Origin of the sequence: Streptomyces sp. NPDC005202, assembly GCF_040608235.1 — a bacterium.
Lineage (GTDB): Bacteria > Actinomycetota > Actinomycetes > Streptomycetales > Streptomycetaceae > Streptomyces.
Genome location: NZ_JBEXHW010000058.1, coordinates 1 through 24,874 on the forward strand (window position 1 = coordinate 1; position 24,874 = coordinate 24,874).

Annotated in this window: 23 protein-coding genes, 7 pseudogenes and 1 riboswitch; of the genes and pseudogenes, 20 read left to right on the forward strand and 10 right to left on the reverse strand. The window is 69.2% G+C overall.

The window, feature by feature from the left end:
* Positions 1-142, forward strand: a pseudogene (locus ABZV31_RS36665) (IS110 family transposase); the annotation flags it as partial.
* Positions 143-159: 17 nt separating this feature from the next.
* Positions 160-369, forward strand: a pseudogene (locus ABZV31_RS36670) (IS3 family transposase); the annotation flags it as partial.
* 42 nt (positions 370-411) lie between these two features.
* On the opposite strand, the gene ABZV31_RS36675 reads toward ABZV31_RS36670, so the two are convergent.
* From ABZV31_RS36675 to ABZV31_RS36690, 4 genes are all read right to left on the reverse strand, one after another.
* Entirely contained in the window at positions 412-930 is a 519-nt protein-coding gene (locus tag ABZV31_RS36675) for a hypothetical protein (protein WP_355901170.1), read from the reverse strand.
* Between the two features lie 82 nt (positions 931-1,012).
* A complete protein-coding gene (locus tag ABZV31_RS36680) occupies positions 1,013-1,522 on the reverse strand; it encodes an alkaline phosphatase family protein (RefSeq protein ID WP_355901171.1) in 510 nt (169 codons plus the stop codon).
* Positions 1,523-1,657: 135 nt separating this feature from the next.
* Positions 1,658-2,431, reverse strand: coding sequence for a type 1 glutamine amidotransferase (locus ABZV31_RS36685; protein ID WP_355901172.1), 774 nt, complete (start codon positions 2,429-2,431; stop codon positions 1,658-1,660).
* Positions 2,432-2,574: 143 nt separating this feature from the next.
* Positions 2,575-4,083, reverse strand: a complete 1,509-nt coding sequence (locus ABZV31_RS36690; protein WP_355901173.1) for an APC family permease — start codon at positions 4,081-4,083, stop codon at positions 2,575-2,577.
* Positions 4,084-4,469: 386 nt separating this feature from the next.
* Here ABZV31_RS36690 and ABZV31_RS36695 point away from each other — a divergent pair, with 386 nt between their 5' ends.
* The 10 genes from ABZV31_RS36695 (at position 4,470) to ABZV31_RS36740 (ending at position 12,689) form a co-directional block, all read left to right on the forward strand.
* A complete protein-coding gene (locus ABZV31_RS36695; protein WP_355901174.1) occupies positions 4,470-5,756 on the forward strand; it encodes an aminotransferase class III-fold pyridoxal phosphate-dependent enzyme in 1,287 nt (428 codons plus the stop codon).
* A complete protein-coding gene (locus ABZV31_RS36700; protein WP_355901175.1) occupies positions 5,756-7,282 on the forward strand; it encodes an aldehyde dehydrogenase family protein in 1,527 nt (508 codons plus the stop codon). The genes ABZV31_RS36695 and ABZV31_RS36700 overlap by 1 nt, the downstream gene beginning before the upstream one ends.
* Positions 7,283-7,285: 3 nt before the next feature.
* Positions 7,286-7,891, forward strand: a complete 606-nt coding sequence (locus ABZV31_RS36705) for a BMC domain-containing protein (RefSeq protein ID WP_355901176.1) — start codon at positions 7,286-7,288, stop codon at positions 7,889-7,891.
* A complete protein-coding gene (locus ABZV31_RS36710; RefSeq protein ID WP_355901177.1) occupies positions 7,888-8,508 on the forward strand; it encodes a hypothetical protein in 621 nt (206 codons plus the stop codon). The genes ABZV31_RS36705 and ABZV31_RS36710 overlap by 4 nt, the downstream gene beginning before the upstream one ends.
* Positions 8,508-8,783, forward strand: coding sequence for a EutN/CcmL family microcompartment protein (locus ABZV31_RS36715; RefSeq protein WP_355901178.1), 276 nt, complete (start codon positions 8,508-8,510; stop codon positions 8,781-8,783). Before ABZV31_RS36710 ends, ABZV31_RS36715 begins: the two co-directional genes overlap by 1 nt.
* Before the next feature lie 45 nt (positions 8,784-8,828).
* Entirely contained in the window at positions 8,829-9,110 is a 282-nt protein-coding gene (locus ABZV31_RS36720) for a BMC domain-containing protein (protein WP_355901179.1), read from the forward strand.
* A 4-nt stretch (positions 9,111-9,114) separates the two neighbouring features.
* Complete coding sequence (locus ABZV31_RS36725; protein ID WP_355901180.1) at positions 9,115-9,858, forward strand: microcompartment protein; 744 nt, start codon at positions 9,115-9,117, stop codon at positions 9,856-9,858.
* A 76-nt stretch (positions 9,859-9,934) separates the two neighbouring features.
* Positions 9,935-10,939 carry a phosphotransferase gene (locus tag ABZV31_RS36730; protein ID WP_355901181.1) on the forward strand — a complete coding sequence of 335 codons (1,005 nt, stop codon included), beginning with the start codon at positions 9,935-9,937 and terminating at the stop codon, positions 10,937-10,939.
* Between the two features lie 115 nt (positions 10,940-11,054).
* Complete coding sequence (gene fabG / locus ABZV31_RS36735) at positions 11,055-11,831, forward strand: 3-oxoacyl-ACP reductase FabG (protein ID WP_355901182.1); 777 nt, start codon at positions 11,055-11,057, stop codon at positions 11,829-11,831.
* A 69-nt stretch (positions 11,832-11,900) separates the two neighbouring features.
* The gene (locus tag ABZV31_RS36740; protein WP_355901183.1) at positions 11,901-12,689 is read left to right on the forward strand and encodes a GntR family transcriptional regulator; all 789 of its coding nucleotides are present in this window, start codon (positions 11,901-11,903) and stop codon (positions 12,687-12,689) included.
* A 55-nt stretch (positions 12,690-12,744) separates the two neighbouring features.
* On the opposite strand, the pseudogene ABZV31_RS36745 reads toward ABZV31_RS36740, so the two are convergent.
* Positions 12,745-12,870: pseudogene (locus ABZV31_RS36745) on the reverse strand (UDP-glucose 4-epimerase GalE); the annotation flags it as partial.
* 163 nt (positions 12,871-13,033) lie between these two features.
* A pseudogene (locus ABZV31_RS36750) lies at positions 13,034-13,517 on the reverse strand (integrase core domain-containing protein); the annotation flags it as partial.
* 48 nt (positions 13,518-13,565) lie between these two features.
* Between ABZV31_RS36750 and ABZV31_RS36755 the strand changes: the two are divergent.
* The 3 genes from ABZV31_RS36755 to ABZV31_RS36765 are packed head-to-tail and all read left to right on the forward strand — an operon-like array spanning position 13,566 to position 14,797.
* Complete coding sequence (locus ABZV31_RS36755; protein ID WP_355901184.1) at positions 13,566-13,760, forward strand: cupredoxin domain-containing protein; 195 nt, start codon at positions 13,566-13,568, stop codon at positions 13,758-13,760.
* An 11-nt stretch (positions 13,761-13,771) separates the two neighbouring features.
* On the forward strand, positions 13,772-14,122 hold the full coding sequence (locus ABZV31_RS36760; protein WP_355901185.1) for a cation transporter: 351 nt from the start codon (positions 13,772-13,774) through the stop codon (positions 14,120-14,122).
* Positions 14,123-14,158: 36 nt separating this feature from the next.
* The gene (locus ABZV31_RS36765) at positions 14,159-14,797 is read left to right on the forward strand and encodes a methyltransferase domain-containing protein (RefSeq protein WP_355901186.1); all 639 of its coding nucleotides are present in this window, start codon (positions 14,159-14,161) and stop codon (positions 14,795-14,797) included.
* A 91-nt stretch (positions 14,798-14,888) separates the two neighbouring features.
* On the opposite strand, the pseudogene ABZV31_RS36770 reads toward ABZV31_RS36765, so the two are convergent.
* Together ABZV31_RS36770 and ABZV31_RS36775 are read right to left on the reverse strand one after the other, a co-directional pair.
* Positions 14,889-15,505, reverse strand: a pseudogene (locus ABZV31_RS36770) (DUF2182 domain-containing protein); the annotation flags it as partial.
* 244 nt (positions 15,506-15,749) lie between these two features.
* Positions 15,750-16,442: pseudogene (locus ABZV31_RS36775) on the reverse strand (HAD-IC family P-type ATPase); the annotation flags it as partial.
* Between the two features lie 78 nt (positions 16,443-16,520).
* Between ABZV31_RS36775 and ABZV31_RS36780 the strand changes: the two are divergent.
* From ABZV31_RS36780 to ABZV31_RS36800, 5 genes and pseudogenes are all read left to right on the forward strand, one after another.
* Positions 16,521-16,700, forward strand: coding sequence for a hypothetical protein (locus ABZV31_RS36780; protein ID WP_355901187.1), 180 nt, complete (start codon positions 16,521-16,523; stop codon positions 16,698-16,700).
* A gap of 85 nt (positions 16,701-16,785) precedes the next feature.
* Positions 16,786-17,198: pseudogene (locus ABZV31_RS36785) on the forward strand (endonuclease); the annotation flags it as partial.
* Between the two features lie 191 nt (positions 17,199-17,389).
* Positions 17,390-17,484, forward strand: a riboswitch (TPP riboswitch).
* The gene (locus ABZV31_RS36790; RefSeq protein WP_355901188.1) at positions 17,476-18,870 is read left to right on the forward strand and encodes a cytosine permease; all 1,395 of its coding nucleotides are present in this window, start codon (positions 17,476-17,478) and stop codon (positions 18,868-18,870) included. (Overlaps the previous riboswitch by 9 nt.)
* The gene (gene thiD, locus ABZV31_RS36795) at positions 18,867-19,664 is read left to right on the forward strand and encodes a bifunctional hydroxymethylpyrimidine kinase/phosphomethylpyrimidine kinase (protein WP_355901189.1); all 798 of its coding nucleotides are present in this window, start codon (positions 18,867-18,869) and stop codon (positions 19,662-19,664) included. The genes ABZV31_RS36790 and thiD overlap by 4 nt, the downstream gene beginning before the upstream one ends.
* A 161-nt stretch (positions 19,665-19,825) precedes the next feature.
* Positions 19,826-20,776, forward strand: coding sequence for a hypothetical protein (locus ABZV31_RS36800; RefSeq protein WP_355901190.1), 951 nt, complete (start codon positions 19,826-19,828; stop codon positions 20,774-20,776).
* Between the two features lie 101 nt (positions 20,777-20,877).
* On the opposite strand, the gene ABZV31_RS36805 is transcribed toward ABZV31_RS36800, so the two are convergent.
* Both ABZV31_RS36805 and ABZV31_RS36810 read right to left on the reverse strand, forming a co-directional pair.
* A complete protein-coding gene (locus ABZV31_RS36805; protein WP_355901191.1) occupies positions 20,878-21,342 on the reverse strand; it encodes an ATP-binding protein in 465 nt (154 codons plus the stop codon).
* A 963-nt stretch (positions 21,343-22,305) separates the two neighbouring features.
* Complete coding sequence (locus ABZV31_RS36810; protein WP_355901192.1) at positions 22,306-24,222, reverse strand: cellulase family glycosylhydrolase; 1,917 nt, start codon at positions 24,220-24,222, stop codon at positions 22,306-22,308.
* Positions 24,223-24,874 lie beyond the last annotated feature (652 nt).

The following is a 24,874-nucleotide window of genomic DNA, read 5'->3' on the forward strand; positions in this document are numbered from 1 at the left end:
CCAGCCCACGATCGACTACGTCGCACGTCGCACGGCCGAAGGCAAGACGAAACAGGAGATCATCCGCTGCCTCAAGCGCTACCTGGCCCGAGAGACCTACCAGATGATCAAGGCAAGGACACAACCCGCCTCAGCGGCTTGACGAACTATAGGAGCGTCAACGCGCTGGCCGAGTCGTTCTTCCAGGGCTTGAAGCGGGAGTTGATGCATCAGCGCAAATGGGACAGCAAGCACGAGGCCCGACTGGAACTGTTCCGCTGGCTGTCCTACTACAACCGCCGACGACGCCACTCGGCGTTGAAGTACCTCACACCCGTCGAGTTCGAACAACGTCTGATCAACTCAGGTAGCCTCGACCTCGCCGCATGAAACCCGGTGTCCACGCCCGGGGTGCAACCTCATTCCTGGCGGTCACGCGAGAGCTGGTATGCGGACCAGTTCGTAGGCGAAGCTGACCGTTTCGGTGAGGTGGCCGTCGGTTGTGTGGCGGCTGAGGCGGGCGGTGAGGTCGGCGTCGAACTCGGCGGCGTGGTCCGCGAGCACTGGGGGCGGCAGGAACGATGTCGACCGGATGTGTCCGGCGAGTTCACCGATCCTCCAGTGGTGCTCGACGGTGAACTCGTGGCGTGCGGCGGGCTCGAACCCAGCACGGGACAGTACTTCGTGGTCAGGGTCCTGCTGCCTTGGCTGCTCCCAGCCTGGCGGAACGCGGCCGGATGCGCCGAGGGCGTTCTGCCATGTGCGCAGCATGCTGTCGAGCGCCCGCTGCCAGTCCTGGGGGCCTCCCCACGGGGAGGTCGACCAGCACAGCGCGAGGCTGCCGCCGGGCTTGAGCCAAGCGTAGGCGCGCTGGGCGACCAGATCACGGTGTAGCCGGTGGAAGGCATTGCCGATGACGATCAGCTCGAAACTGTCTGGTCCGGCGTGCACATCCTCGGCCCTGGAGGTGACTGTCCGGATGTGGGCTGCGCCAGCGGCGATCGTCTCCACGGCCTTCAGGACGGACGTGTAGTCATAGACGTTGTGGGCAACGTGGTTGCGGCGGGCGCGCGGCGCTGACCAGGCACGGTGTCCGGAAGCCGCGCAGGCCGCAGTCGGGGTGGGCATCGGGGGCGACCGAGGGGGCGACGTGGTCGAGGAACCCGCACCACTCGTCGTAGTTGATCACCAGCATCGTCCGTTCCCAGGCCGGGCCGGAGGTGACGGCGTTGTAGACCTGGTTGAGGAACGACTGCCCGGCCCGAATGTCCGCGTGCGGGTGGTCGTCCGCCGAGCTGCCGGTGCCCTCGTCGAGGAACTTCGGGTCGACGAAGGAGACCTTGTACTTCGAGCCCCACAGCGCGGTGAAGGGCACGTCGTAGTAGTAGTAACGCCCGCGCAGACCGGCGTCCCGGAGGCGGTCCCAGATCGTGGGCAGCGTGCAGGCCGGGTGGAGTTGTGGATGCGGTCCGTCTGGGCCGCGTGCTGGGAGAAGCGGTTCGGGCAGGTCCAGGCCGTGATCGCGGAGAAGTAGCGGTCGCAACTCGTCCAGTACGGTGCCGCCGTCGAAACGAACAAGGCGATAGCTGTCTCCCGTTTCACGTTCGGAGGCAACAGGAAGCGGACGAGATTGTTGAGGCGGCCCACCCCGGACGGGGAAGAGCCTCGGTCGGCCAAGTCATGGTTGTCCGACATGAGGCAGCCCCTTTGAGCGGCTCCTTCGAGAGGGTCCCGACGCGGACTCCCTGACGACGGCCGCGAATCGGTGGGCGAGTGGCTGCCAGGTCGTGGCGAGGAGGCGTTCGTGTTCCGCGATGGCGGCCACGACGGCTGCCGGGTCGATGCCTGCGGCGGCCAGCGCGGGCTTGTGCTCCGCTGCCCAGGCACGGACGATGCCGGATGTCGCCTCGGGGTGGAACTGCACGCCCCAGGCACGGTCCCCCAGCCGATAGGCCTGGTGCGGGTAGGCCGCGGTTCCGGCGAGCAGCGTGGCGCCCGGTGGCAGCTCACGGATCTCGTCCTGGTGCCATTGCAGGGCCGGCGCGCCAGTGGCGAGACCTCTGAAGAGCGGGTCCGCATGGGCCTGGGGGTGGATGGTCAGGGGCGTGATACCGATCTCGGGCCCGTTCCCACCCTGGGCGACCACGCCTCCGCAGGCCATTGCGAGCAGCTGCCCCCCGAGGCAGATGCCGAAGGTGGGGATGCCGCTGTCGACGGCCTGGGCCAGCAGTCTGCGGACCTCGGGCAGCCACGGTGCCTTGTCGTCGTCGGAGGCGCCCATCGAGCCGCCGAGCACCACGAGCCCGTCTGCCGTTGCCTGTTCGGGCAGTGAGCGGCCCCTGTAGGGGTGGACGACGTCGAGACGGAGGCCGGCGCCGCGCAACCACTGTGTCAAGAACCCCGGGCCGGCCGCCGGTTCGTGCTGTACGACGAGGACACGGAGCTGCGGCATGGAGTGGTTCCCACCTTCGGTGACGACGTAGTGTTCGCCGGCGCGCCGACCGCCTCGTCGGACAGGAGAGGACTGTGGTCCGCCACGAGGCGGTCGCGCGGGTCGGCAGGGTGCCGGATGCTCCGGCGCCGGAGCCTCGCTTGTCATTCGCGCTCGTGTGTCTCCTCCAGCACGGTCCGACCGATCAGCGCGTACCGGTTCGGATCGCGTCGCTGCAGGTACAGGGCGAGGCCGACGCCGAGAGCGAAGACGCCGAGGACGATCCAGGGAGTCATCCGCAGCAGAAGCGAGTGGGACTCCACGCCCGCCGCTGTGTCTAGGTTGGACACGAGCAGGAACACCACGGCGATCATTGCCACGCCGCCGAACAGCGGCGCCACCAGGGTGCGGAACCAGTGGCCGTGCTCGACGTGGTGGGACCGGAAGTAGGCGACGACAGCGAACGAGCAGGTGGCCTGGACGACGAGGATCGCCATGGTCCCAAGGATCGCCAGCAGCACGTACATCCCGGTGTAAGGGTCTTTGCCCGCTGCCCAGAACAGCCCGATGATCAGGGCCGAGATGCCCGTCTGGACGAAGCCGGCCACGTAGGGCGAGCCATGGACGGGGTGTGTCCGGCCGAGCGTCCGCTGCAGCCGGGGGAAGACGCCTTCCCGGCCGATCGCGTACAGGTAGCGCGCCGCGCAGTTGTGGAAGGCCATGCCGCAGGCGAACGAACCGCTGATCATCAGCCACTGCATCAGGACCACGGCCCAGTGCCCGACGAAGCGCTCGGTGGGGTTGAAGAACAGGCCGAACGCCGAGGTCTGGGCCAGCTTGACCGACTGGGCCGGGCCGTTGGCGGCGATGGCCATCCACGAGACGAAGACGTAGAACAGCCCGATGCCGATCACACTGATCATGGTGGCACGCGGGATGATCTTCTTCGGGTTGCGGGACTCCTCCCCGTACATGGCGGTCGATTCAAAACCGACCCACGACCAGAAGGCGAAGAAGAGCCCGAGCCCGGGCGAGACGCCCTTGAAGGCGTTCACCGGGTTGACCGATTCCAGGGGGATGCCCTGCGGGCCGCCACCGTGCAGCGCGACGGAGACCGACATGATCGTGAGTGTGGAGATCTCGGTCAGCAGCAGCACGACCAGCAGCTTCTCGGCGAGCGTCAGGTCGAAGTAGGTGAGCAGAGCGTTGACGACCAGCATGGCGAGGGCGAATGCCCACCACGGGACGGACAGTCCCGCCTGGTCCTTGACCGTGCTCTCCGCGAACACGGAGAAGATCCCGATCAGTGCCGGCTCGAAGATCACGTACGCGAGCGTGGCAAGGAATCCGGAGGCCATCCCCACCGCCCGGCCGAGACCGAAGGAGATGAACCCGTAGAAGGCTCCGGTTGCCGTGATGTGGCGGGCCATGGCGGTGAAGCCGACCGAGAAGATCGCCAGCACGACCATCGCGACCAGGTAGCCTGCCGGGGCTCCCGCCCCGTTGCCAGACCCCACGGCCACGGGCACATTCCCGGTCATGGCGGTGATCGGAGCGGCCGTCGCCACGGCCATGAAGATGACGCCTATCAGGCCGACGGCGTTCGGCTTGAGGCGCTGTACCCCTGCGGTCCCGGGTCTCTCGGCGGGCGTGATGGATTGTTTGATGCTCATCGGTTCGGACCTTCCTCCGGAGCGACGAGAGCTTCGAGGTGCTACGTCCCTGGCCGCCCCGGTGGTTCGACGCGCGGTCGCAGGGCAGCGCTGCGCAGCTCGGTACAGCGCTTCGCAGGTCAGTACAGCGCTGCGCCACTGCGGTCTGCTGCGTTCTCCGTGCTCACCGGTGCGCACAGACGAGTGTGCGAGGTGCGTCACAGGACGTAGAGCCGCATGCTGACACTGACGGTCAGGCCAAACAAGGGCCTCGGTCGAGGTTTTTCTTGATCAGCCACCCAATCTCTCGACCGAATAAAACCGTATGAAGAAACGGTTGAACCGAAACGGCTTTCGGTCTAGCGTTCCGGTCGTCCGGTCGTCGCTCGGAGGGTGGACAGCACGCGATGTACGACTACGGCTTCGTCTCGTACGAGTCGAAGGACGAGTTCCTCGAGAAGTCGAAGAGGTTCTGGAACCCGGGCAAGACCCAGCACTGGATCGACTCGGGTGTGGACCTCGTGATCGACCGTCGCGAGGGCTACTTCCTCTACGACATGAGCGGCAAGCGGCTGATCGACGTGCACCTCAACGGCGGCACCTACAACCTCGGCCACCGCAATCCCGAGCTGGTTCAGGCCCTGGAAGAGGGCATGCAGCGGTTCGACCTGGGCAACCACCACTTCCCCTCGCTGGCCCGTACCGCGCTCGCCGAGGCCCTGGTGAAGGCCTGCCCGCCGAACATGCGCAACGTCATCTATGCAAGCGGCGGCGGCGAGGCGATCGACATCGCCATCAAGACAGCGCGGCACACCAAGAAGCGACGCAAGATCGTCTCGGTGATCAAGGCCTACCACGGCCACACCGGGCTGGCCGTCGGGGTCGGGGACGAGCGGTTCTCCAAGATCTTCCTGGCCGACCGCCCGGAGGAGTTCCCGCAGGTCCCGTTCAACGACCTGGACGCCATGGAGGACGCCCTCCGGAACCGGGACGTCGCAGCGGTGATCATGGAGACGATCCCCGCCACCTACGGCTTCCCGATGCCGGAGCCCGGCTACCTGGCGGGCGTGAAGCGACTGTGCGAGCAGTACGACGCCCTGTACATCGCCGACGAGGTCCAGACGGGCCTCATGCGCACGGGCGAGCTGTGGGGGATCAGCAAGCACGGCGTAGAACCCGACATCCTGGTCACCGGCAAGGGCATTTGCGGAGGCCTGTACCCGATCGCCTGTGTCGTCGTCAGCGGCGAGTGCGCAGGCTGGCTGTCCGAGGACGGGTTCGCCCACATGTCCACCATGGGCGGTGCCGAGCTGGGCTGCATCGTCGCCCTGAAGGTGCTGGAGATCACCCAGCGCCCCGAAGTCCGCTCCATGGTCGGCTTCATCGCCGACCGCTTCGCCAAAGGATTGCGCGAGATCCAGTCGCTCCACCCGGACTACTTCGTCGGCATCCGGCAGGACGGACTGGTGATGGGCCTTGAGTTCAACCACCCACGCGGAGCCAACCACGTCATGAAGAGCTTGTACCGCAACGGCGTCTGGGCGATCTTCTCCACGCTCGACCCCAGAGTGCTCCAATTCAAACCCGGGATCCTGATGGAACCCGAGCTCGTGGACGAGGTACTCGACCGGGTCGAGGTCTCGGTGGCCGAGGCCCGGCAGGAGAGCCTGCGGCTGGAACGGCAGGTCGCGTGATGGCCACGACGACCCAGGAGCCGGCCGGCGTGGCCCGCGCACGGATGATGCTGCAGCGCGCCCGCTGGGCCGCCTCAGCCTTCGCCGGCTACGACCGGGAACGGGTCCTGCGCATCGCGAGCGCTGTCACCGAGGCCGCGTCGGCCAGAGCCGCCCACTACGCCGAGTGGGCCGTGCGCGAGACCGGATTCGGCGTGGTGGAGCACAAGCGCCTGAAAAACGAGCTCTGTTCACGCGGCATCTTCGAGCACTACCGCGACGAGGACCTCGTCAGCGCGCGCCTCGACCCGGAGCGCAAGATCGTGGAGATCCCCCGCCCAGCGGGCGTCATTTTCGCGCTGACGCCCTCCACGAACCCCGTGTCGACGGTGTACTTCAAGGTGATCCTGGCACTGCTCACCCGCAATGCCATTGTGATCAGCCCCCATCCGATGGCGCGTGAATGCTGTACCGACGCCGCGCGGTGGCTCGCCGACGCAGCCGAGAGAGCCGGAGCGCCCGACGGGGCCGTCCAAGTCGTCGAACAGCCGTCCATCCCGCTGATCGAGGCGCTGATGGCGGACGAACGCACCAACGTCATCCTCGCAACCGGCGGCACCGCGGTGGTACGCGCCGCATACCGCTCCGGCAACCCCGCCCTCGGCGTCGGCCCCGGCAACGGGCCGGTGCTGGTGGACGCGACGGCCGACCCGGCCAAGGCCGCACAGCGCATCGTCGACAGCAAGAGCTTCGACAACTCGGTGCTGTGCACCAACGAGTCCGTCCTCATCGCCGAGACGGGGGTGGCGGACCCGCTGCTGGAGCAGATGCGCCGGCAGGGTGCGCACCTGTGCACCCCGGAGGAACGCGACCGGCTGCGCAACTACCTGTTCCCGGAGGGCCACTTCCGGGTCGCCGCGGTCGGCAAGGACGCGGCATGGATCGCGCGCGAATGCGGCATCACGGTGCCCACTGGCACGCGGGTCCTGCTCGCACCCTTCGACCTGGCCGTCCCGGAAGAACCGCTGGCGCACGAGAAGCTCTGCCCGGTGCTCGGGCTGGTACAGGTTCCGGACGCGAAGCGGGGAATCGACGTCAGCCGCGCCGTCCTGCGTATCACCGGCGCAGGTCACTCGGCGGCCATCCACAGCAACGACCCGGCCACGATCATGGCCTTCGCCGCGGCGGTGAACGTGCTGCGCGTCAGCGTGAACGCGGGCAGCAGCACCGGCAGTGCGGGATTCGACACCAACCTCGCACCGTCCATGACCATCGGCACCGGGTATCTCGGACGCAGTTCCGTAGGCGAGAACCTGCGACCGCATCACCTCGTCGACGTCATGCGCGTCGCGTACAACTCCGATCCGGCCGAGCCGTTCGGTGACTTCACCGGCCTCCAACCCTGGACGGCGTTGCCCGGCCGCGCAGCCGCCCCGGCGCAGTCGCCCGCGGCGGGAGGCGCGGCGGAGGAGACCCTCATGGCCGAGCTGCGCGAGGAGATCCGCCGGCTCGTCCTCGAAGAGCTGCAGCAGCTGAACCGGAGGTAGGTCGTGGCCGAACTGCGTTCCTTCATCTTCATCGACCAGCTGCAACCCCAGACGATGTGCTACCTCGGCACGTTCATCCGGGGAAGCCTGCCCCGGACGAACATGGCCGCGCAGGTGATCGAGGTCGCCCCGGGTCTGGACATCGAGCCGCTGACCGACGTGGCGCTCAAGCACGCCGAAGTCCAGGCCGGCATCCTTGTCGTCGAGCGGCAGTTCGGCTACCTCGAGATCCACTCGCGGTCCACGTCCGCGGTCCGCGCGGCTGCCTCGGCAGTGCTGGACGCGCTCGGCGCCAGCGAGTCGGACGCGGTACGCCCCAAGATCCTCGCCTCGAAGATCGTCACCAGCGTGGACCACCTCCACGCGTTCCTGATCAACCGGAACAAGTCCGGTTCGATGATCCTGCCCGGTGAGTCGCTGTTCGTGTTGGAGATGCAGCCGGCCTCGTACGCGATCCTCGCCACCAACGAGGCGGAGAAGGCGGCGCAAGTGAAGGTCGTCGACTACCGCATGATGGGCGCGACCGGCCGTGTCTACCTCAGCGGCCCCGAATCGGACGTCCGGATGGCGGCGGAGGCCGCCGAGACGACGCTCAGGAGCCTGGCATGAGCCGCCCGCAACTGGACCGGCAGGTCCTGCGGGACCTGGTCCGGGAGGTGCTCCGGGAGCTGCTGCCGGTCGCGGACGCGACACCTCGGCCCTCGTCCGCAAGCTCTGCGGCGGCTGCCGCCCGTACGCCCAACTGCCCGGCGGCCTCCGCCGTGGACGGGCGGAAAGGCTCCCGCTCCCCGGTTCCCGCTCAAGCGCCGGCCGGCACTGCGTATGCGCCTGCTGCGGTGCCGGAAGCGAGAGTTGAGGAGGTGTCGATCGCCGATGACGGCCAACTGGCCGCGTTCGTCGCCGACCTGATGCGCCGGTTCGAGGAGCCGCAGGCGCGGGAGGCCCTGCGGTCCGGACGCCACCGGTTCCGGCTCCGCACCGCCCCATCGGCCTCCGAGACGGCGAGGGACGAGCGCCCCGCCACGCAGGCTCTGGTGCCGGACGGCGGCCCGGTCACGCCGGAGTCGGCCGCCGAGCGGATCGAGCGCGGAGCCGTCACCGAGAGCGTGATCACCCGCGTCGCCAAGGCCGGCGGGGTGCTCGTCCTCGGGCGCCGGGCTGTCCTGACGCCCTTGGCCCGGGACAGGGCACGCGCGCTGGGCGTGCGGATCGAAAGGGAGGACTGATGCTGCGCGGGACCGTCACAGGATCGGTGTGGTCCACCAAGCGGCTGGACGGGCTGCCGAGCGGGGCCTTCCTGGAGGTCGAGATCGACGGCGGGCAACACATCGTCGCCTTCGACGTCCTCGGCAGCGGCACCGGAGAACGGGTCCTGGTGGCCCAGGGCTCAGTGGCGGCGGCCTGGTTCGAAGGGCCGGCCCCGCCGATCGATGCACTGATCATCGGCTCGATCGACGAGCCGACCGAAGCCCGGGCGACCCCGTCCGCGGCGAACAAGTGAACCGCAACCACCAACAACCAACCACCAACAACAGGGAGAGACACGATGTCCAACGCCATCGGAATGATCGAGACCAAGGGCTACGTCGGTGCGCTGGCCGCCGCTGACGCCATGGTGAAGGCCGCCAACGTGACCATTGTCGGCCGGGAGGAGGTAGGCGACGGCCTGGTGGCGGTCATCATCAACGGCGACGTCGGCGCCGTGAAGGCCGCAACGGAGGCCGGCGCCGAGACCGCCTCCCAGGTCGGCGAGCTGGTGTCCGTGCACGTCATCCCGCGCCCGCACGCCGAGGTGTCCAAGCACTTCGGCGCCGCCGTGCAGGGCTAGTGCCGTGGCGGCGCGACGCGAGGGCACGCAGGGCCGTGCCACCAGGCCCCGCGCGGACCAACCACCCGCCACCAAGGCCCGGCCCGGCTCGGACAGCGCCTCCCAGACGGCCGGACCACGCACGGAGCTGCGCGTCTACCTGCTCATCGAGGACCTGAAGCGGCAGTTCGCGGCCTACCTCGGTACCCCCACCCGGGCGCGCGGCTACCCGCCGCTGGAAGGCAGTCACGCACTCATCGTCGAGGTGGCTCCGGGGCTGGCGATCGAGCGGGTCATCGACCTGGCTCTGAAGTCCGTCCCCGCTGTTGAGCCTGGGATCCTCTTCGTTGAGCGGCAGTTCGGCGTGCTGGAGTTGCACAGCTACAACCTGGAAGAGGTCAAGCAGGCCGGGAAGGCGATCCTCGAAGGCATCGGGTGCGCGCCCACCGACCAGCTCAGGCCACGCATCCTGTACTCGGACATCATCGAGGACATCACCGACCAGCACGCGGTCATCGTCAACCGCAACCGGCAGGCGTCCATGGTCATGCCGGGCGAGACCCTGCTGGTCTACGAGATGACGCCGGCGCTGTTCGCCACCGTCGCGGCCAACGAGGCGGAGAAGGCGGCGCCGGAGAACACCCTCGTGGACGTCCAGATGATCGGAGCCGCAGGCAGGATCTACATCAGCGGGAAATCCGAGGGCGTGGCCCGGGCGAGGGACGCCATCACCCGGGTCCTGAACGCCGTGGAAGGCCGGGAACAGTGACGCCGCGAGCAGGGACCGCGACGGTCGACCACAGCACTGCAGGCCCACGGATCAACTGGGAAGGGCAGAAGGTGGAATGAACGGCAGCCCAGTGCAGCCTGAAACCCAGCAGGACCGGCTGGCACGGTTCGCGCGCGCCGCGCTGAGCCACTACGCGTTCTCCCCGCAAGCCACCGTCACCCTGCTCAACCTGTCGGAGAACGGCACCTACCGGGTGGACGACCCGGCGGACGGCTCCCGCGCCGTGCTCCGGGTACACCGGCTCGGATACCACTCGCGCACCGCGATCGCCTCCGAGCTGGCCTGGTCGGCGGCGCTCCGCGAGGAGGCGGGGATCAGGACCCCGGTCGTCATCCCGAGCCGGGAGGGTTCCGACATCGTGACGGTCCGGCTGCCCGGATCGACGGAGGAACGCCACTGCGTGCTGTTCGTCTTCGAGTCCGGCCGTGAGCCGGACGAAGACCGGCTGGAAGAGTCCTTCCAGCAGCTCGGGGAGGTCACCGCCCGCATGCACGTGCACTCGCGCTCCTGGCGGCGTCCGACCTGGTTCGAGCGCTTCACCTGGGACTACCACACGATGCTCGGCGACGCGCCGCACTGGGGGCGCTGGCAGGCGGGCATCGGTATGGGCCCAGACGAACTGGCCGTCCTCGACCCGCTGGCCCAGACCCTTCAGCGCCGCCTGACACGATTCGGTCAGTCCACTGACCGATTCGGTCTGGTGCACGCCGACATGCGCCTGGCCAATCTGCTGCTCGACGGCGACCAGACAAAGGTGATCGACTTCGACGACTGCGGCTTCAGCTGGTACCTGTACGACCTGGCCTCCGCAGTGAGCTTCATCGAGCACCTGCCGCAGGTTCCCGCGATCGTCGACTCCTGGTTGCGGGGCTACCGCCGTGTCCTACCGGTCCCGGCGGAGGACGAAGCCGAGATACCGACCTTCATCATGCTGCGGCGGCTCCTGCTGGTCGCGTGGATCGGCTCCCATGCCGACACCGAACTCGCCCGCTCGCAAGGCAGCGAGTTCACGAAGGTGACCTGCGATCTTGCCGAGCAGTACCTGAGCCGGTTCGCCTGACGCCGATCCGGCCCCGCACCGATCTCGCAGGTGCCGCCTCCGGCGCCCCGCCGTTGCCGGGACCCGCTGCCCGGCGAACTCAACTCTCAGGAAGCCTTGGGGAAGGGACCCTCCCATGTGCACATCCATGACCGGCCGGTCCGTCATCGTCACGGGCGGCAGCAAAGGCATAGGCAAGGGCATCGCCCGGTGCTTCGCCCAGGCAGGCGCGCAGGTACTCGTCGTCTCCCGCAACGCGGAAGCGGCCGAGTCCGCCGCGAAGGAGCTCTCCGCTCACGGTACGGTCACCTCCTGCGCCGCGGACATCTCCGACCCCGCCGGTGCAAAGGCCGTGGCTGCCACGGCCCTTGACCGGTACGGCCGGATCGACGTCCTGTGCAGCAACGCCGGCATCTTCCCGTCGGCGTCGCTGCACGAGATGACCCCATCCGACATCGACCAGGTGCTGGGGACCAATCTCAAGGGCACGATGCTCGCGGTGAAGGCATGCCTGCCCGCCATGGAACAGGCGGGCCGGGGCCGGATCATCCTGACCTCCTCGATCACCGGGCCGATCACGGGCTATCCGGGCTGGGCGCACTACGGCGCCAGCAAGGCCGGTCAACTCGGTTTCATGCGGACCGCGGCGATCGAGCTGGCGCCTCTGGGTATCACGGTCAACGCGGTGCTGCCCGGCAACATCGCGACCGAGGGTCTGGACGAGATGGGCGAGGACTACTTGAAGCGTATGGAGGCGTCCATCCCCATGCGGAGACTGGGTACCGTCGAGGACATTGCACAGGCCATGTTGTTCCTGGCCGGCGACGGCGCCGGATACATCACCGGCCAGACGATCGTGGTGGACGGCGGGCAAGTCCTGCCCGAATCCCTCGACAGTCTGCAAGCGGTTTAGTGGGCCCTGTACGGGCCCTGTACGGTCCGACCGTTTAACCTGGACCTTGTGACCATATCGGAAGGCAACGTGGCTGAGGACGTCCAGCGCCGGCTGCTCGAACAGATTCGGCAAGGTGAGCTGACGCCTGGTCAGCGCCTCGGCTCGGAACGTCATCTGGCCGCGGAGTTGGGGGTTAGCCGTTCCACCCTGCGCCAGGCGCTGGGTGTGCTGGAAAACGAGGGCGTAGTCCGGCGGGTTCCCGGGCGAGGGGGTGGCACCTTCGTCAGCGACGCCCTCGGCGACGACCGTGGAAAGGTCGAGCGCGACCTTTCCACGGTCGTGGGAGTACCCGCTTATCTGCGCAGTCAAGGCTTCACCGCGGGCACGAGGATCCTCGGCACCGCGATCCGGGCTGCCGACGAGGCAACCGCGGACGCCCTGGGGCTGACATCGGAGGCGCTTGTCCTTGAAGTCGTCCGGATCCGGCTGGCCGACGGCATCCCGATCTCTCTGGAACGCGCACAGTTGCCCGCGGACCAGTTCCCCGGACTGCTGGAGATGCCGCTCGGCGGCTCACTGTACGAGCTGCTCGAGGACCGCTTCGGTGTGGTCCCGGATACGGCGGTGGAACGGATCGAGGTGGTCGAGGCCTCCGCCGACCAGGCTCGCATCCTCGGCGTGGAAGCGGGCGCGCCGCTGCTGTCGATCGAACGGACCACGTCCACCGGCGACGGCAAGCCGTTCGAGTTCTCGCACGACCTGTTCCGGGCCGACCGGACACGGATCGTCGTCCATACGGACGAAGCCGGCAGGGGATCCGGCTCCCCGCGCTCGCAGGGCCATCGGGTGGAGATGAAGCGCGGGGGGGCCTCCTGAGCCCGGCCCTCGGGTGCCCGCCACCGCTCACGCTCAGTCGTGGCGTTTGGCGCCGCCCTGCCCAAGCCGAGGAAACCATGGCCTCGACGCCGTACCGGGCAGTCCAGTCCAGCTCCTCAACGAACGTTTCTTCCGCCGATGCCACCACCCTGGCCGGATCACCGGGGCGGCGTGCGGTGACCTCAATAACCTGAACTTTCGGCCGCGCTGCAACCGTGGACGGCGTGCTTGGTGGCGGCGTATGTCGCCCCGCCTGTGGAAGGGCGACTTTGCTGGCCGCGGACGCGATATTGACGGTTTCCCCGGGCCGAGCGAGGCCGCGGGCGACTGAACAGACACCCCCCGAGTGGGTACAGCGGCCGCACGTTCGCGAGGCCCTGGTGGGGGCGGTGGGTGTTGTAGAAGAGTTCGAAGTCGCGTAGGGCGTGGAGGAGGTGGGCCTGGTTCCAGATGAGGGCGCGGTCGAGGAGCTCGTGGCGGCAGGTCTGCCCCCACCTCTCCATGATGCAGTTCATCCGTGGCTTCTGGATGCCGGTGAGGACGACCTCGATCCCTGCGCCGTTGAGGATGGCGTCGAACAGCTCGGGGAACTTGCCGTCGTGGTCCCGGGACCAGGAACAGCGCCCGGCTTCCGGCGTCCTGCAGGTCCATGACCAGGTTCCTCGCCGTTTGCGTGACCCAGGATGCGGTCGGGTGCGCGGTGACACTCAGGCTGCGGATGCGCCGGGTGGCGTGCTCGATGACTGCGAGTACGTGCAGCCGCGCGTTGGTGAGGGTGACTGTTTCGAAGACGTCGCAGGCGAGGAGGGCGTCGGCTAGCTCGACCCGGCACCCGAGCGGTCCTCCAGTACCTGGGCGACTTCCTCCGCTCCCGGAGTGCCCACCACGCTCGTCCTTCACGGCAAGGACTCGGGCGGCTGCGCCCGGGCCTTCACCATCCCCGAACTCGGAGTCCAGGAGATCGTCAAGCGCGACGGTGACACCAAGGTCGACCTGGGCACCCGCAAACCCGGCACGCTCCGGTTCTCCTGCGCCATGGGCATGCAGACCGGCACCATCGACTTCACCTGAAGAGGCCAGAAATGAAGCTGTTCACCCGTAGGAACAAGGCCGAGGCCAAGGGCACGCAGGTGGTGCTCCGTATCGAGGGCATGCACTGCACCAGCTGCGGCCTGCTCACCGACGACGAGCTGGAGGACATCCCCGGGGTCCGCTCGGCTGCCGCCGACGTACGCACCGGACGCAGCGTCGTCATCATGGAGGAGGGCGTCGACGTCGACACCGCGGTGCTCGTCGCGGCGGTGGAGGCGGCAGGGATTACACGGCCCGTCCGGCCGAGTGACAGGACAACGCCCCAAAGAGCGGCAGCAGCTCCGTCCATGCGGCCCGGCCGGCAGGTTCTCCGGCCGGGCCGTCCGGCGGGCCAACCGTGACATGCGGGAGAGACCGGTGACGGCGAGGATGACGCCATGCCCGAGCCGAGCAACAACGAGCGGCTGCGCCGCTACTGGGACAAGCACGCCCGCTCCTACGACCGGCAGATGCGGTTCTTCGACCGCACCCTGTTCGGCGAGAGCCGTTCCTGGGTGTGCTCCCAGGCCACCGGCGACGTCCTGGAGGTCGCCATCGGCACCGGCCTGAACCTCCCCCTCTACCCTCCCGGTGTGCGGCTGACCGGCATCGAGTGGAGCCCTGAGATGCTGGCCCTCGCCCGTCGCCGCGCCGACGAGCTCGACCGGCCCGCGGACCTGCGCGAAGGCGACGCCCAAGCCCTGCCGTTCCCGGACGCGTCCTTCGACACCGTGGTGTGCACCCTGGCGCTGTGCGCGATCCCCGACGACCAGCGCGCCATCGCCGAGATGAGCCGCGTGCTCAAGCCCGGTGGCCGGCTCCTCCTGCTGGACCACGTACCAAGCTCCGCCTGGCCCGTCCGCGCGATCCAGCGGCTCATCGAACTCGTCACCGTTCCGCTCGGCGGCGAGCATCTGCTGCGCCGACCCCTCCGACACGTCCAGGCGGAAATGGAGATCGAGCAGCGGGGCCGATTCAAGCTCGGCATCGTCGAAAGACTCGCTGCCCGCAAGCCCCGCGCATCGGCCGACGGGTGACGGGCAGGCCTAGCTCGGTCGGGCGAGGGGCCGCTCCCCTTCGCAGGGCTTTCGTTTCCGCGCCGGCGAGGCGCACGCTGAAGGTGAACGATACGAGGACGATCATCAGGCCCCAGCAGCAGCCCACGCAGTAGAGCCCGTGGTGCGCGCCCACGCGCAGGTCGCGGGCCCACGGCCGGAAGTGCGCGTACCGCATCAGGTGAGACAGCGGGTTGCGGCAGTGCAGGAGACAGACGCGCTTCAGCGGCCCGAACTGGTACAGCCCCGCGAGCAGGAACGCAGCCACGCCAAGCCAGCGGCCTGCCTCGGGGCGCCGTCCACCAGCCGACCGACTGCTGCCAGGACTCCGTAGGCGAGCAGACCGAATGCTGTCCAGGCAAGCAGGCCACCGGCGAACTGGGCGATACGCGCGGCGCGGACCACACCGGCCGACTGCCGGCCGATCGCCCGCGCCCAGATGATGGCCACCGGCGCCACCGACGGGAACATCATCGCCACCATCATGGTCACCCACAACAGCAGGAAGAGCGGCAGAGCCAGACCCATCGTTCCCGGCTCCACGCCCATGTCACGGGACTGGGCGACGGTGAGCACCCATGCCAGCGCCGCGAGCACAGCCATCAGGATCCATGCAACGGCCAGATCACGCCGCGGCAGGGGGATTCCGGGCTGTGTCGGCGCGGGGGCGGCGATGCGGACGTGCAGCATGGCACTCCTCCCAGGGGCCCGCCCTGCGATTACCACCAGGCACTTCACCCCTGGGGTCCCGGCAGTGTCGACTGCGCCTGCCCACGGGGAGTGACAAGTCGGCCGGACTCCTCCAGCAGATCACAGAGTGGGTGCTGCAAAACCGCGTCGTCGTGTCCTCGGCGGCCTGGACGGTGTGCCCACCGTACTGTGCGCGCCCACAACCCCCTCGGTTGGAGCAGGGAGGGCCTGGCCGCGGAACTCGTCAGCGGTTCAAGGGCTGGAAGCGGCGCAGCCGCAAGCTGTTCGAGAGCACGAAGACCGAGAAGAACGCCATCGCGCCGCCGGCGATCATCGGGTTGAGCAAGCCGAGCGCGGCCAGCGGCAGCGCGGCGACGTTGTAGGCGAACGCCCAGAACAGGTTGGCCTTGATCGTAGGAAGGGTGCGGCGCGCCAGCCGGATCGCATCCGCCGCCGCCCGCAGGTCACCCCGTACGAGGGTGAGGTCGCAGGCGGCGATCGCCGCGTCGGTGCCGGTGCCCATCGCAAGTCCCAGGTCGGCCTGGGCGAGGGCGGCCGCGTCGTTGACGCCGTCGCCGACCATCGCCACCACCTGGCCCTGCTGCTGGAGGCGTTCGACCTCGGCGGCCCTGTCCTCCGGGTGGACTTCGGCGATGACCTGGTCGATGCCGACCTCGGCCGCCACCGCGTGGGCCGCCGCCGTGTTGTCGCCGGTCAGCAGCACCGGGGTGGGCCCGAGCCGCTTGAGGTCGGCCACCGCCTCGGCGCTGGTCGCCTTGACGGTGTCGGCGACGACCAGTGCGCCACGTACCTCTCCGTCCCAGGCGGCGAAGACCACCGTGCGGCCCTCGGCCTCGACCTCCTTCTGTGCGCGGCCGAGCTCGTCGGGCAGCACCTGGCCCTGTTCCTCCAGCCACGCGGCCCGGCCCGCCTCCACGCCCTCGGCGCGGCCGGCAGCCTCCCCTCCAAGGCCGAGGTTCGAAGGCTCGTGACGGTCACACGGGGAGCCAGGACGGTGTCATCCCAGGACGGTGTCATCTGCGGGTGGCATGTCGACACGGGAGAGAAGCTGCTGCAGGTCAGGCACGGACGCTCGGTGAACGCGGTGGCCTTCTATCCGGACGGCCGGTTCCTGGCGAGCGCCGGTGAGGACAAGCTGGTGCGCGGTACACAGATCCCCGAGGCCGACGAGTGACCAGCTCCCGCAGATGGAACGAGGCCCGTCCCGCAGACACGAAACCGCGGCAGTTCAACCCTGCACCGACGCCTTCGGCCTGCCGATCGCCCTCGCGACGGTGCGGGCGCTGCACGAGGCGGGCCTGCGCGATCCCCGGCGCACGGCCGGGGCCGACTGGCAGGAACGCGTTGATGCCCTGGCGCCGACTGGCAGGAACGCGTCGACGTCCTGGGGCCGACGGCTACCGGCGTTACGACGAACGGACGGCGACTCAGCTCGGCGACGGCGCGCAGTTGCTGATGGAGCATCGGGGTGGCGACCTGCGGCGCATGCGAAAGGAGGCCGACGGGGACGTCTCCGCCTGCGCCGGCTGCTGCAGGAGATACCGGGGACGGGTCCGGCCGGTGCGGACATCTTCCTGCGCGAGGGCAACGGGTCCGGCCGGAGGTGGCGCCCTACCTGGACGCCAAGGCCCTGTCCGGGGCGGAGCGGCTCGGGCTGCCGAAGGACCCGGACGACCGGGTGACGCGCACGGCGCCGTCCGGCCGGCAGCTCGCCGGATTCCACGGGCGCTCCGGTGACGAGGTCGACAAGACCGGCTTCATCCACACCAAGCGCTGACGCACCACGGCGCCAGGGGAAGGGCCGCTGCCCGATGGCGGCCCTTCCGTATGGCACATCCCCAGGCTCGCGTTAGTCTTGCCGCTGTACCGGACACGGGGTGCCCCACCTGCGGGCTGAGATCACACCCGTTGAACCTGAACCAGTTCGTACTGGCGGAGGGATGTCTTTCATGCCCTTGGCGCATGTTTCCGGCGGGCTGCCCGCCGACGGCCGGCGAGACGTCTTCGACGGACGGATGCCCAGCGCTCCCGGCGACCTCAGGGTCGAGGGGCACGGCATCGAACCGGTCCCCGAGAGCAATCGTTACGGCGGCGCGGGCCGGCTGTTCACCGTCTGGTTCGCCCCGAATCTGACCATGACCGGAGTGTTCACCGGGACCATCGGCATCACGCTCGGCCTCAACTTCACCACCGCGCTCGCCGCCGTCGTCCTGGGCACGGTGCTCGGCGCGGTGCCCACCGCCTACCTCGGCACCTGGGGCAGCCGCACCGGCGCCGGTCAGCTCCCGCTGGCCCGGCTCGCGTTCGGGCGTGCAGTGGCGCTGCCCGGTGTGCTGCAGTGGCTGTCGTCGGTCGCCTGGGACGCGCTGATCGGACTGTTCGGCGGGGACGCGCTGGCGCGGCTGTGCGGCTGGCCGTTCTGGCTGGGTGTCCTGGTCGTGATGCTGGGGCAGGGTGCCCTCGGGGTTCTCGGGTACGAGGCAATCCACCGGCTCCAGACCGTTATGACCTTCGTGCTCGCGGCCGCCTTCGCACTGATCGCCGTGCGGATGACGGCCGGCGTCCACATCGCCGCGACGGGCAGCGCGCACGGCGCCGACCGGGCGGGCGCCTTCGTACTGACCAGCACCATCGCACTCAGCCTGGCCCTGTCCTGGGCCCCGTACGCCAGCGACTTCAGCCGCTATCTGCCGCGCGCCACCTCCCGCTCCCGGATGTTCTGGTGCACGCTGCTCGGACTCGTGGTGTCCTTCCTGGCCGTACAGGTCCTCGGTCTGTGGGGTGCGTCGGTGCTCACCGACCAGACGGCCGCCGGGGTGGACAAGCTGCTGGGCGGGGGCACGGCGGGCGCCTTCGGGCTGCTGGCGGTGGCTCTGGCGGCGCTGTGCAGCAACGCCATGAACGACTACAGCGGCTCCCTGGCGCTGCAGACCGTCGGGGTGCGCGTGCCGCGCCCGGCGGCAGCCGCCCTCGCCGCGGTGCTCGGCTTCCCGCTGGTCCTGTGGATGCACGCGGCCGACACCACCGCCCGCTTCCAGAACGTGCTGCTGTTCGTGGGCTACTGGATCCCCGGGTTCGTGGCGATCGTGATCGTCGACTGGCTGGTGCGTCGCGGTTCCGTGACCGATCTCGCCGCCGCGACGGCCCGGCCCCGGTCGGTATGGCCCCCGCTCCTGGCGTTCACGGGTGCCTTCGCCGCGGCGGTGCCGTTCATGGACACGGGCCTGTACGTGGGCCCGGTCGCCCACGCGCTGCACGGCGCTGACGTGTCGTACTACGTGGCGTTCCTGGTGGCCCTCGCCGTGTACGCGCCGCTGCGCGTCCGAGAGGAGGGACGCGCATGACCGCGCCGCCCCGTGTCCTGACGGTCGCCGGGTCCGACTCCGGCGGCGGCGCCGGCATCCAGGCCGACCTGAAGACGATGCTGGCGCTCGGCGCTCACGGGATGAGCGTGGTCACGGCTGTCACGGCGCAGAACTCCGTCGGCGTGCAGGGCGCCTGGGAGCTGCCCGTGGAGGCGGTGCGGGCCCAGTACCGCAGCGTCGTCGACGACATCGGCGTCCAGGCGGTGAAGACGGGCATGCTCGCCTCGCCGGCGCTGGTCGAGACGGTGGCCGACCTGCTCGCGGACGTGGCGGCCCCGGTCGTCGTGGACCCGGTGAGCGTCTCCAAACACGGGGACAGGCTGCTCGCTGACGACGCGCTGGACGCCGTACGCACCCGGCTGCTGCCGCGCGCGACGGTGACCACGCCGAACCTGGACGAGGTCGCGGAGCTGACCGGCATGCGGGTGACCGACGAGCCGGGCATGCGCCGCGCGGCCGCGCGGCTGCTGTCGTACGGGCCCCGGTGGGTGCTGGTGAAGGGCGGACATCTGCCCGGCGAGGCCGTGGACCTGCTGACCGACGGCCGCGAGGAGCACTGGCTGCGCGCTCCGCGCCACGACAACCGCCACACCCACGGGACGGGCTGCACCCTCGCCTCGGCCGTCGCGGTCGGGCTCGCACAGGGCCTCGCGGTGCCGGAGGCGGTGCGGCGGGCCAAGGAGTACGTCACCGCTGCGATCGCGGCGGGCTTCGCGCTGGGCGCCGGTATCGGGCCGGTGGACCACGGCTGGCCACTGCGTGCGCACATGTGACGGTGGCCGCGGGATGGGGCCCGCATCCGTTTCCGCGCCTCGCGCCGAAATGCCACGGACCGACTCGAGGTGCCGCGGACCGGCCTGATGTGATGGAAGGGCACCACCGACCCCGTTTCGAAAGGACCGAGCCCTGAACACCCCGCTCGCCGAGGCTCTCCGTGGTCCTGCTCGTCGCCGTACCGGCCGGCGCGGTGGTGCGTCCGTTCAGGCTGCCGGAGGCGGTCATGGCGGTTTCGGCCGCCGGGATCGCGATCGCGACCGGCCCCATCCCGCCGGCCCATGCGCGGGGCGAGGCGGAGCAGCTGGGGCCGGTGGTCGGTTTTCCGACGGCCGTCCTGGTGCCGGCCCACTGCTGCGATGCGGCCGGCGGAGGCATCCACTCCCCCTGCGACGCATACGCGGAGACGCCGTACGACACTTACCCCATGACTGACTCGCCACAGAAGGCCAAGGTTCCCGCGTGGCGGCGGCCGACCGACGGTGAGCACCGCTGGCAGGTCGCCGCCGTCATAGTGCTCATCATCGCCGCGCAACTCGCGGAGCCCCGACGGTTCACCATCCACCCCCACTGGCTGCTGCCCGCAGTGGAGGGCACCTTCCTGGCGGTGCTTGTGCTGAGCAACCCGGGCAGGATCAACCGCGAGTCCGTCGCGCTTCGTGCCGCGTCCTTGACCCTCGCGGCGCTCGCCAGTCTGGCCAACGCCTGGTCGCTGGCTCTGCTCATCGCCGCTTTGCTCGAGGGCCACGAGGGAGGCTCCGCAGGCGCGCTGCTCCTCGTCGCAGCCGGTATCTGGGGCACCAACGTCGCGGTCTTCGCCCTGTGGTACTGGGAGTTCGACCGGGGCGGTCCCGTCGCGCGGGCACACGCCCACCGTGCCCAGCCCGACTTCCTCTTTCCCCAGATGCAGGCGCAGGAGTTGGTCAGCGGGGACTGGGAGCCGGCCTTCTTCGACTACCTGTATGTCTCCTGCACCAACGCGACCGCCTTCAGCCCCACCGACACGATGCCCATGTCCCGGTGGGCCAAGCTGCTGATGCTCATGCAGTCGGCCGTCTCCATCGTCACGGTGGTGCTGGTGGTGGCCCGCGCCGTGAACATCATGCGCTGACTCCGGCGAGAGCTTCGGGGGTCGTCCGATCCAAGGGGCCACATGGTCATCGATGAACACACACAGTGCCGCCAGAAGGACGTCCGGGCCCGACGTCACACTCAACCCGACGGACGCCCTTCCGCATGGTCGCGGGCAGCACCAACATCGGCCCCGGTCATCCAGCTTGTGTCGGCGGTCTCTGAAACTTGGACCCGTTGGCGGTCTGCGAACTCTGACCCCGGTCCGTCAGTTGATGTTGGGTATTTCCCGGTGTTGGCCGCGGGAACCCGGCCGAGGTCGCGGCCACGCATGCGGTAGCTGTCGCCCTTGAGGGAGATCACTTCGGCGTAGTGGACGAGGCGGTCGATCATCGCGGCGGCGACGGTGTCGTCGCCGAAGACCTCGCCCCAGCGCCCGAAGGGCTTGCTGCTGGTGACGATCACGGAGGCGCGTTCGTAGCGGCCCGAGATGAACTGGAAGAACAGGTTCGCTGCCTCGGGTTCGAAGGGGATGTAGCCGACCTCGTCGACCACGATCAGCAGGATCCTCCCCAGTCGGGTCAACTCGTCATTGAGCCTGCCCACTTGGTGGGTTTCGGCGAGGCGGGGCGACCCACTGGGCGGCGGTGGCGAACGCGACGCGACGACCGGCCTGGCAGGCCCGGAGTGTCGCGCTGCCCCGAGCCTTGGAGGAGCCTGATACGCACACCCAGGCCTGACTTCTCGAGGCCTGGCACGCTCCGCCAGTCACCGCCGGCCGCCTGCTCTGCCGTCATCACCACCTGTGTCTCCGGGGCCCGTCGCACCAGGCAGGCCGGTACGGCGCTGCGGAAGTCCAGTCCGCTGGTGAGCCCGGAGATGTCGAGGGCCCAGTCTCCCTCAGAGATCAGCTCGACCCGGTGTTCTCCATTGGCGCGCTGGTACAGCGGCCGCAGGTTGGTGGGCCACAGGTTCAGGTTCGGGAGGATGCTGATGGTGGCGAAGTGCCCGCGGAGCACAACCCGGCGGAAGGCGCAGGCCGGCACTCTCAGGCGGGCGTCCTCGGGAGCGGTCGGGCCGTCGACGAGGACGTCCTCCAGGAGCGCCCCTTCCAGGAGGCAGTCTCGTACCGTACACCCGCGCAGCGTGATGTCGCGGAAGACGGGCCGCTGGGCGGGATCCTCGGCAGCGCAGACCTCGCCGCCATAGAGCTCGTAGCCGTCGCGATCAGCGTTCCCGGGCCCGCGCGGAGGGCTCCGGTGCTGCCCGGTAGCTGCTTCATCAGAAGATCCCGAAACGGTAGGGGACTTGCCGATAGGGCAGAGTACGCCATGGGGCTGACGTACGAACGAGCGACGTGTTTGACCCGTCGGACACGCTCCAGCCCGCGCGCGACCCAATTGCGCCACGACGCCCCGTCGCGGCCCGGGCCCGAACTCACCACGGCTGAGGGCGCCAGGGCCGCGCACGGCAGGGCCAAGCGTGCGACCTGCGCTTCCCCGTCACCCGGGGCCAGGCCTAGGGGGAGCCGGCTTCGACCTGCCCCCCGGCTTCGACATCCCTCCCCCTTCAGGACAGCCTTCGGCAGAGCAGGGCGGCGGGACCTGCAGTGCTGCCTATCCGTGTGGTGAAGGCGATCCCGGCGGCGTACTCGTCGTCGGCGCACTGGCCTTTGTGGTCGCCGTAGGCGAAGTCGCCGCCGTACGCATCGGCGGGGCGGTTGTCGGACCGATCGAACCACACGGTCCGCCCTGTGACACCCAGGGAGGTGCGGGCAGGGGCGCACAGGGCCGCTGACAGGCGGCCACCGCGGCGGCTGTAGCCGATCAGGAAGTGGCCGGAGGGGCACTGCAGCTTGGTGTAACCCGAGGCCCAGTCGCCGCCTTGCGGGACGTAGCGTTCGTCGGTGACGACTGTCTGGGTGTTGCCTGCGGCGCGCAGGTCACCGGCGGTGATGTCGGTGCACAGTCCGCGGCCTGCGGTGTGGCCCAGGCCCATCAGCCGCAGTCCGTCGGGACAGGCGGCCTTGTAGGCGCCTGGATCCCAGTCGCCGTCGGCTCGCACCCGCAGCGACTCGACGTAGTCGCCGTGGTCGGTGGCGAGCATGCGCCAGGTGGGAACCGCGGCGACGGGCCCGGTGCGTGTCGGCGAGGTCATGAGGCGGTTCCATGCGGCGCTGCGCCAGTCGGTCTGATCGAGGAGACCGTATCTGTGCCCGTCGGTGTCATAGCGCAGCAGGGACCAGTCGTCGTGGCCTTCCCATCCGACCAGTGGCCAGTAGGCGAAGTCTGCGTCTTGATCGGCGAAGTAGTCGGTGATACTGCCGAACCACGCGCGGGCGGCGGCGCCCGATTCGTTGGCTCCGATGCCGAACTCGCTGATCCACAGGGGTGCGGTGAAGTGCCGGCCGCCTTCCTCGGAGACGAAGAAGGCCTCGTCGTTGAGGGCTTGGTACAGCTCGTCGCGAGTGAGGTCCTGGTAGCGGGGGTCGTGGGTTTCGCCGATGCCGGTGGCACCGCTGTGACGGGGGCCGGTGTAGCCGTAGAAGTGGGCGGAGTAGACCAGCTTGTGAGTGGCCACGAGGGTGTGCGAGAGCGTGCGCGCGGGGGTGAGCGTGGGGCGGCCGTGCGGCAGACCGTCGACGGGCAGGCCGGTCCAGTTGATCCCCTCGATGACGATGAGGAGGTTGGGATTGGCTTCGGTAAGGATGCGGTCTGCGGCGAGTTGGGCGGCGGCGTACCAGTCGTGGTCGTCGCCGAGGCCCCAATTGGGATCGTCCAGGACGTCGCGGCGTACTTCGTTGTAGAGATCAGCTCCCACCACACGGGGGTCGGCGGCGTAACGGCGGGCCATGAAGACCCAGTCGTCCGCCCACTGCTGGGTGGACTGATGGCTGTTCCACCGCTCGTTGCCGTCGATGCCGCAGCACCAACGGGAGGTGTTGGTATGGTTGTTGAGGATGACCGCGAAACCGTCCTGAGTGAGAGCGGCCACTACGGCGTCGAAGATCTGCAGCGGCGTCTTGCCGCGCAACTGCGGGTTGGCCGCAACGGCGACGTCCGGCACCGGAACCGTGGTGTGGATCATCTCGTTGGCAAACGGCAGCCGGATGCTGTTGATGCCGAGGTCGTGGAAGTCGGCGAGCAACTTGGACAGGGGAACCCGATCCAAGCCGAGGGGTATGCCGTACGAGTTCTGGCCGGCGTGGTGGTTGGCGGAATCGGCGATGCTGCCGCTGCCCGTCCACGATCCTTGCGCACCGTCCCAGTTGGCCGACTTCAGCCGGAAGCGGTTGCCCTCTGCGTCGACGATGTACCGGCCGCGAGTCGACAACGGCGGTTGCCAGGTGGCGGCCGCCGGGGCGGTGGTGCGAGCGGTGGGGGCCGAAGGCTCCGGGACGGCGGCGACCGCCCCGGGTGCCGTGGTCAGCAGGAGCACGGCCAATGCCGTGCCTGTCAGGTACTGGACAAGTCTGGCAGTCGGCATACGGCCCTCTTCGAGCGAGCGGTGGTGCACGGTAGGGGGGTGGCGCGGTCGGCAGACGGTGCAGTACGCGGCGCCTGCCGACGGCTGCCCAACGGCCGGACCCGGCCGTCGGCGGACAGTGCCCGTCAGTCTACGAAGGAACAGCCGCCATTTCAGGGTTACTTGAGGCGACCAACTCGCCTTCGTGAGCGAAGGCGTCAAAGGCACGAGCTCCCGGCCCGACCACTTTCCCCCCGGCAGCAAGGACCAGCAGCACAAGACCTCGCCGAAGACATCGCCCAGATCGACTGTCCGCGCGGGGTGCAGGAGTTGCTTGATGCCGTGGCCATCGGGCAGGCCGCGGTCGCGCGCGTTGCCGGGCGGGACAGCCACGGGGTCTCCGAGGTCCGCGATATAGACCCAGCGCGCCGTGCCGGGCGGGCGCGTTCCTCGCAGTGCCGGATCGCTGCCGTGCGGGGTGGGGATGAGGCACTCGAAGACAAGGCAATGCTGCGGTCGGATCCGGATCCGACCGAGGTGAGCTCAAGAGCCGCTATTTGGACGATCTTGCAGTTCTCAGAGGGCGGTTCGTGAGTATTTGAGCCGTTCTGTGGTCGCCTGATGGTGTGGGGTGTGGGCGGAATCCGCGGGTCCGCGGTGCGGGGTCTGCTGG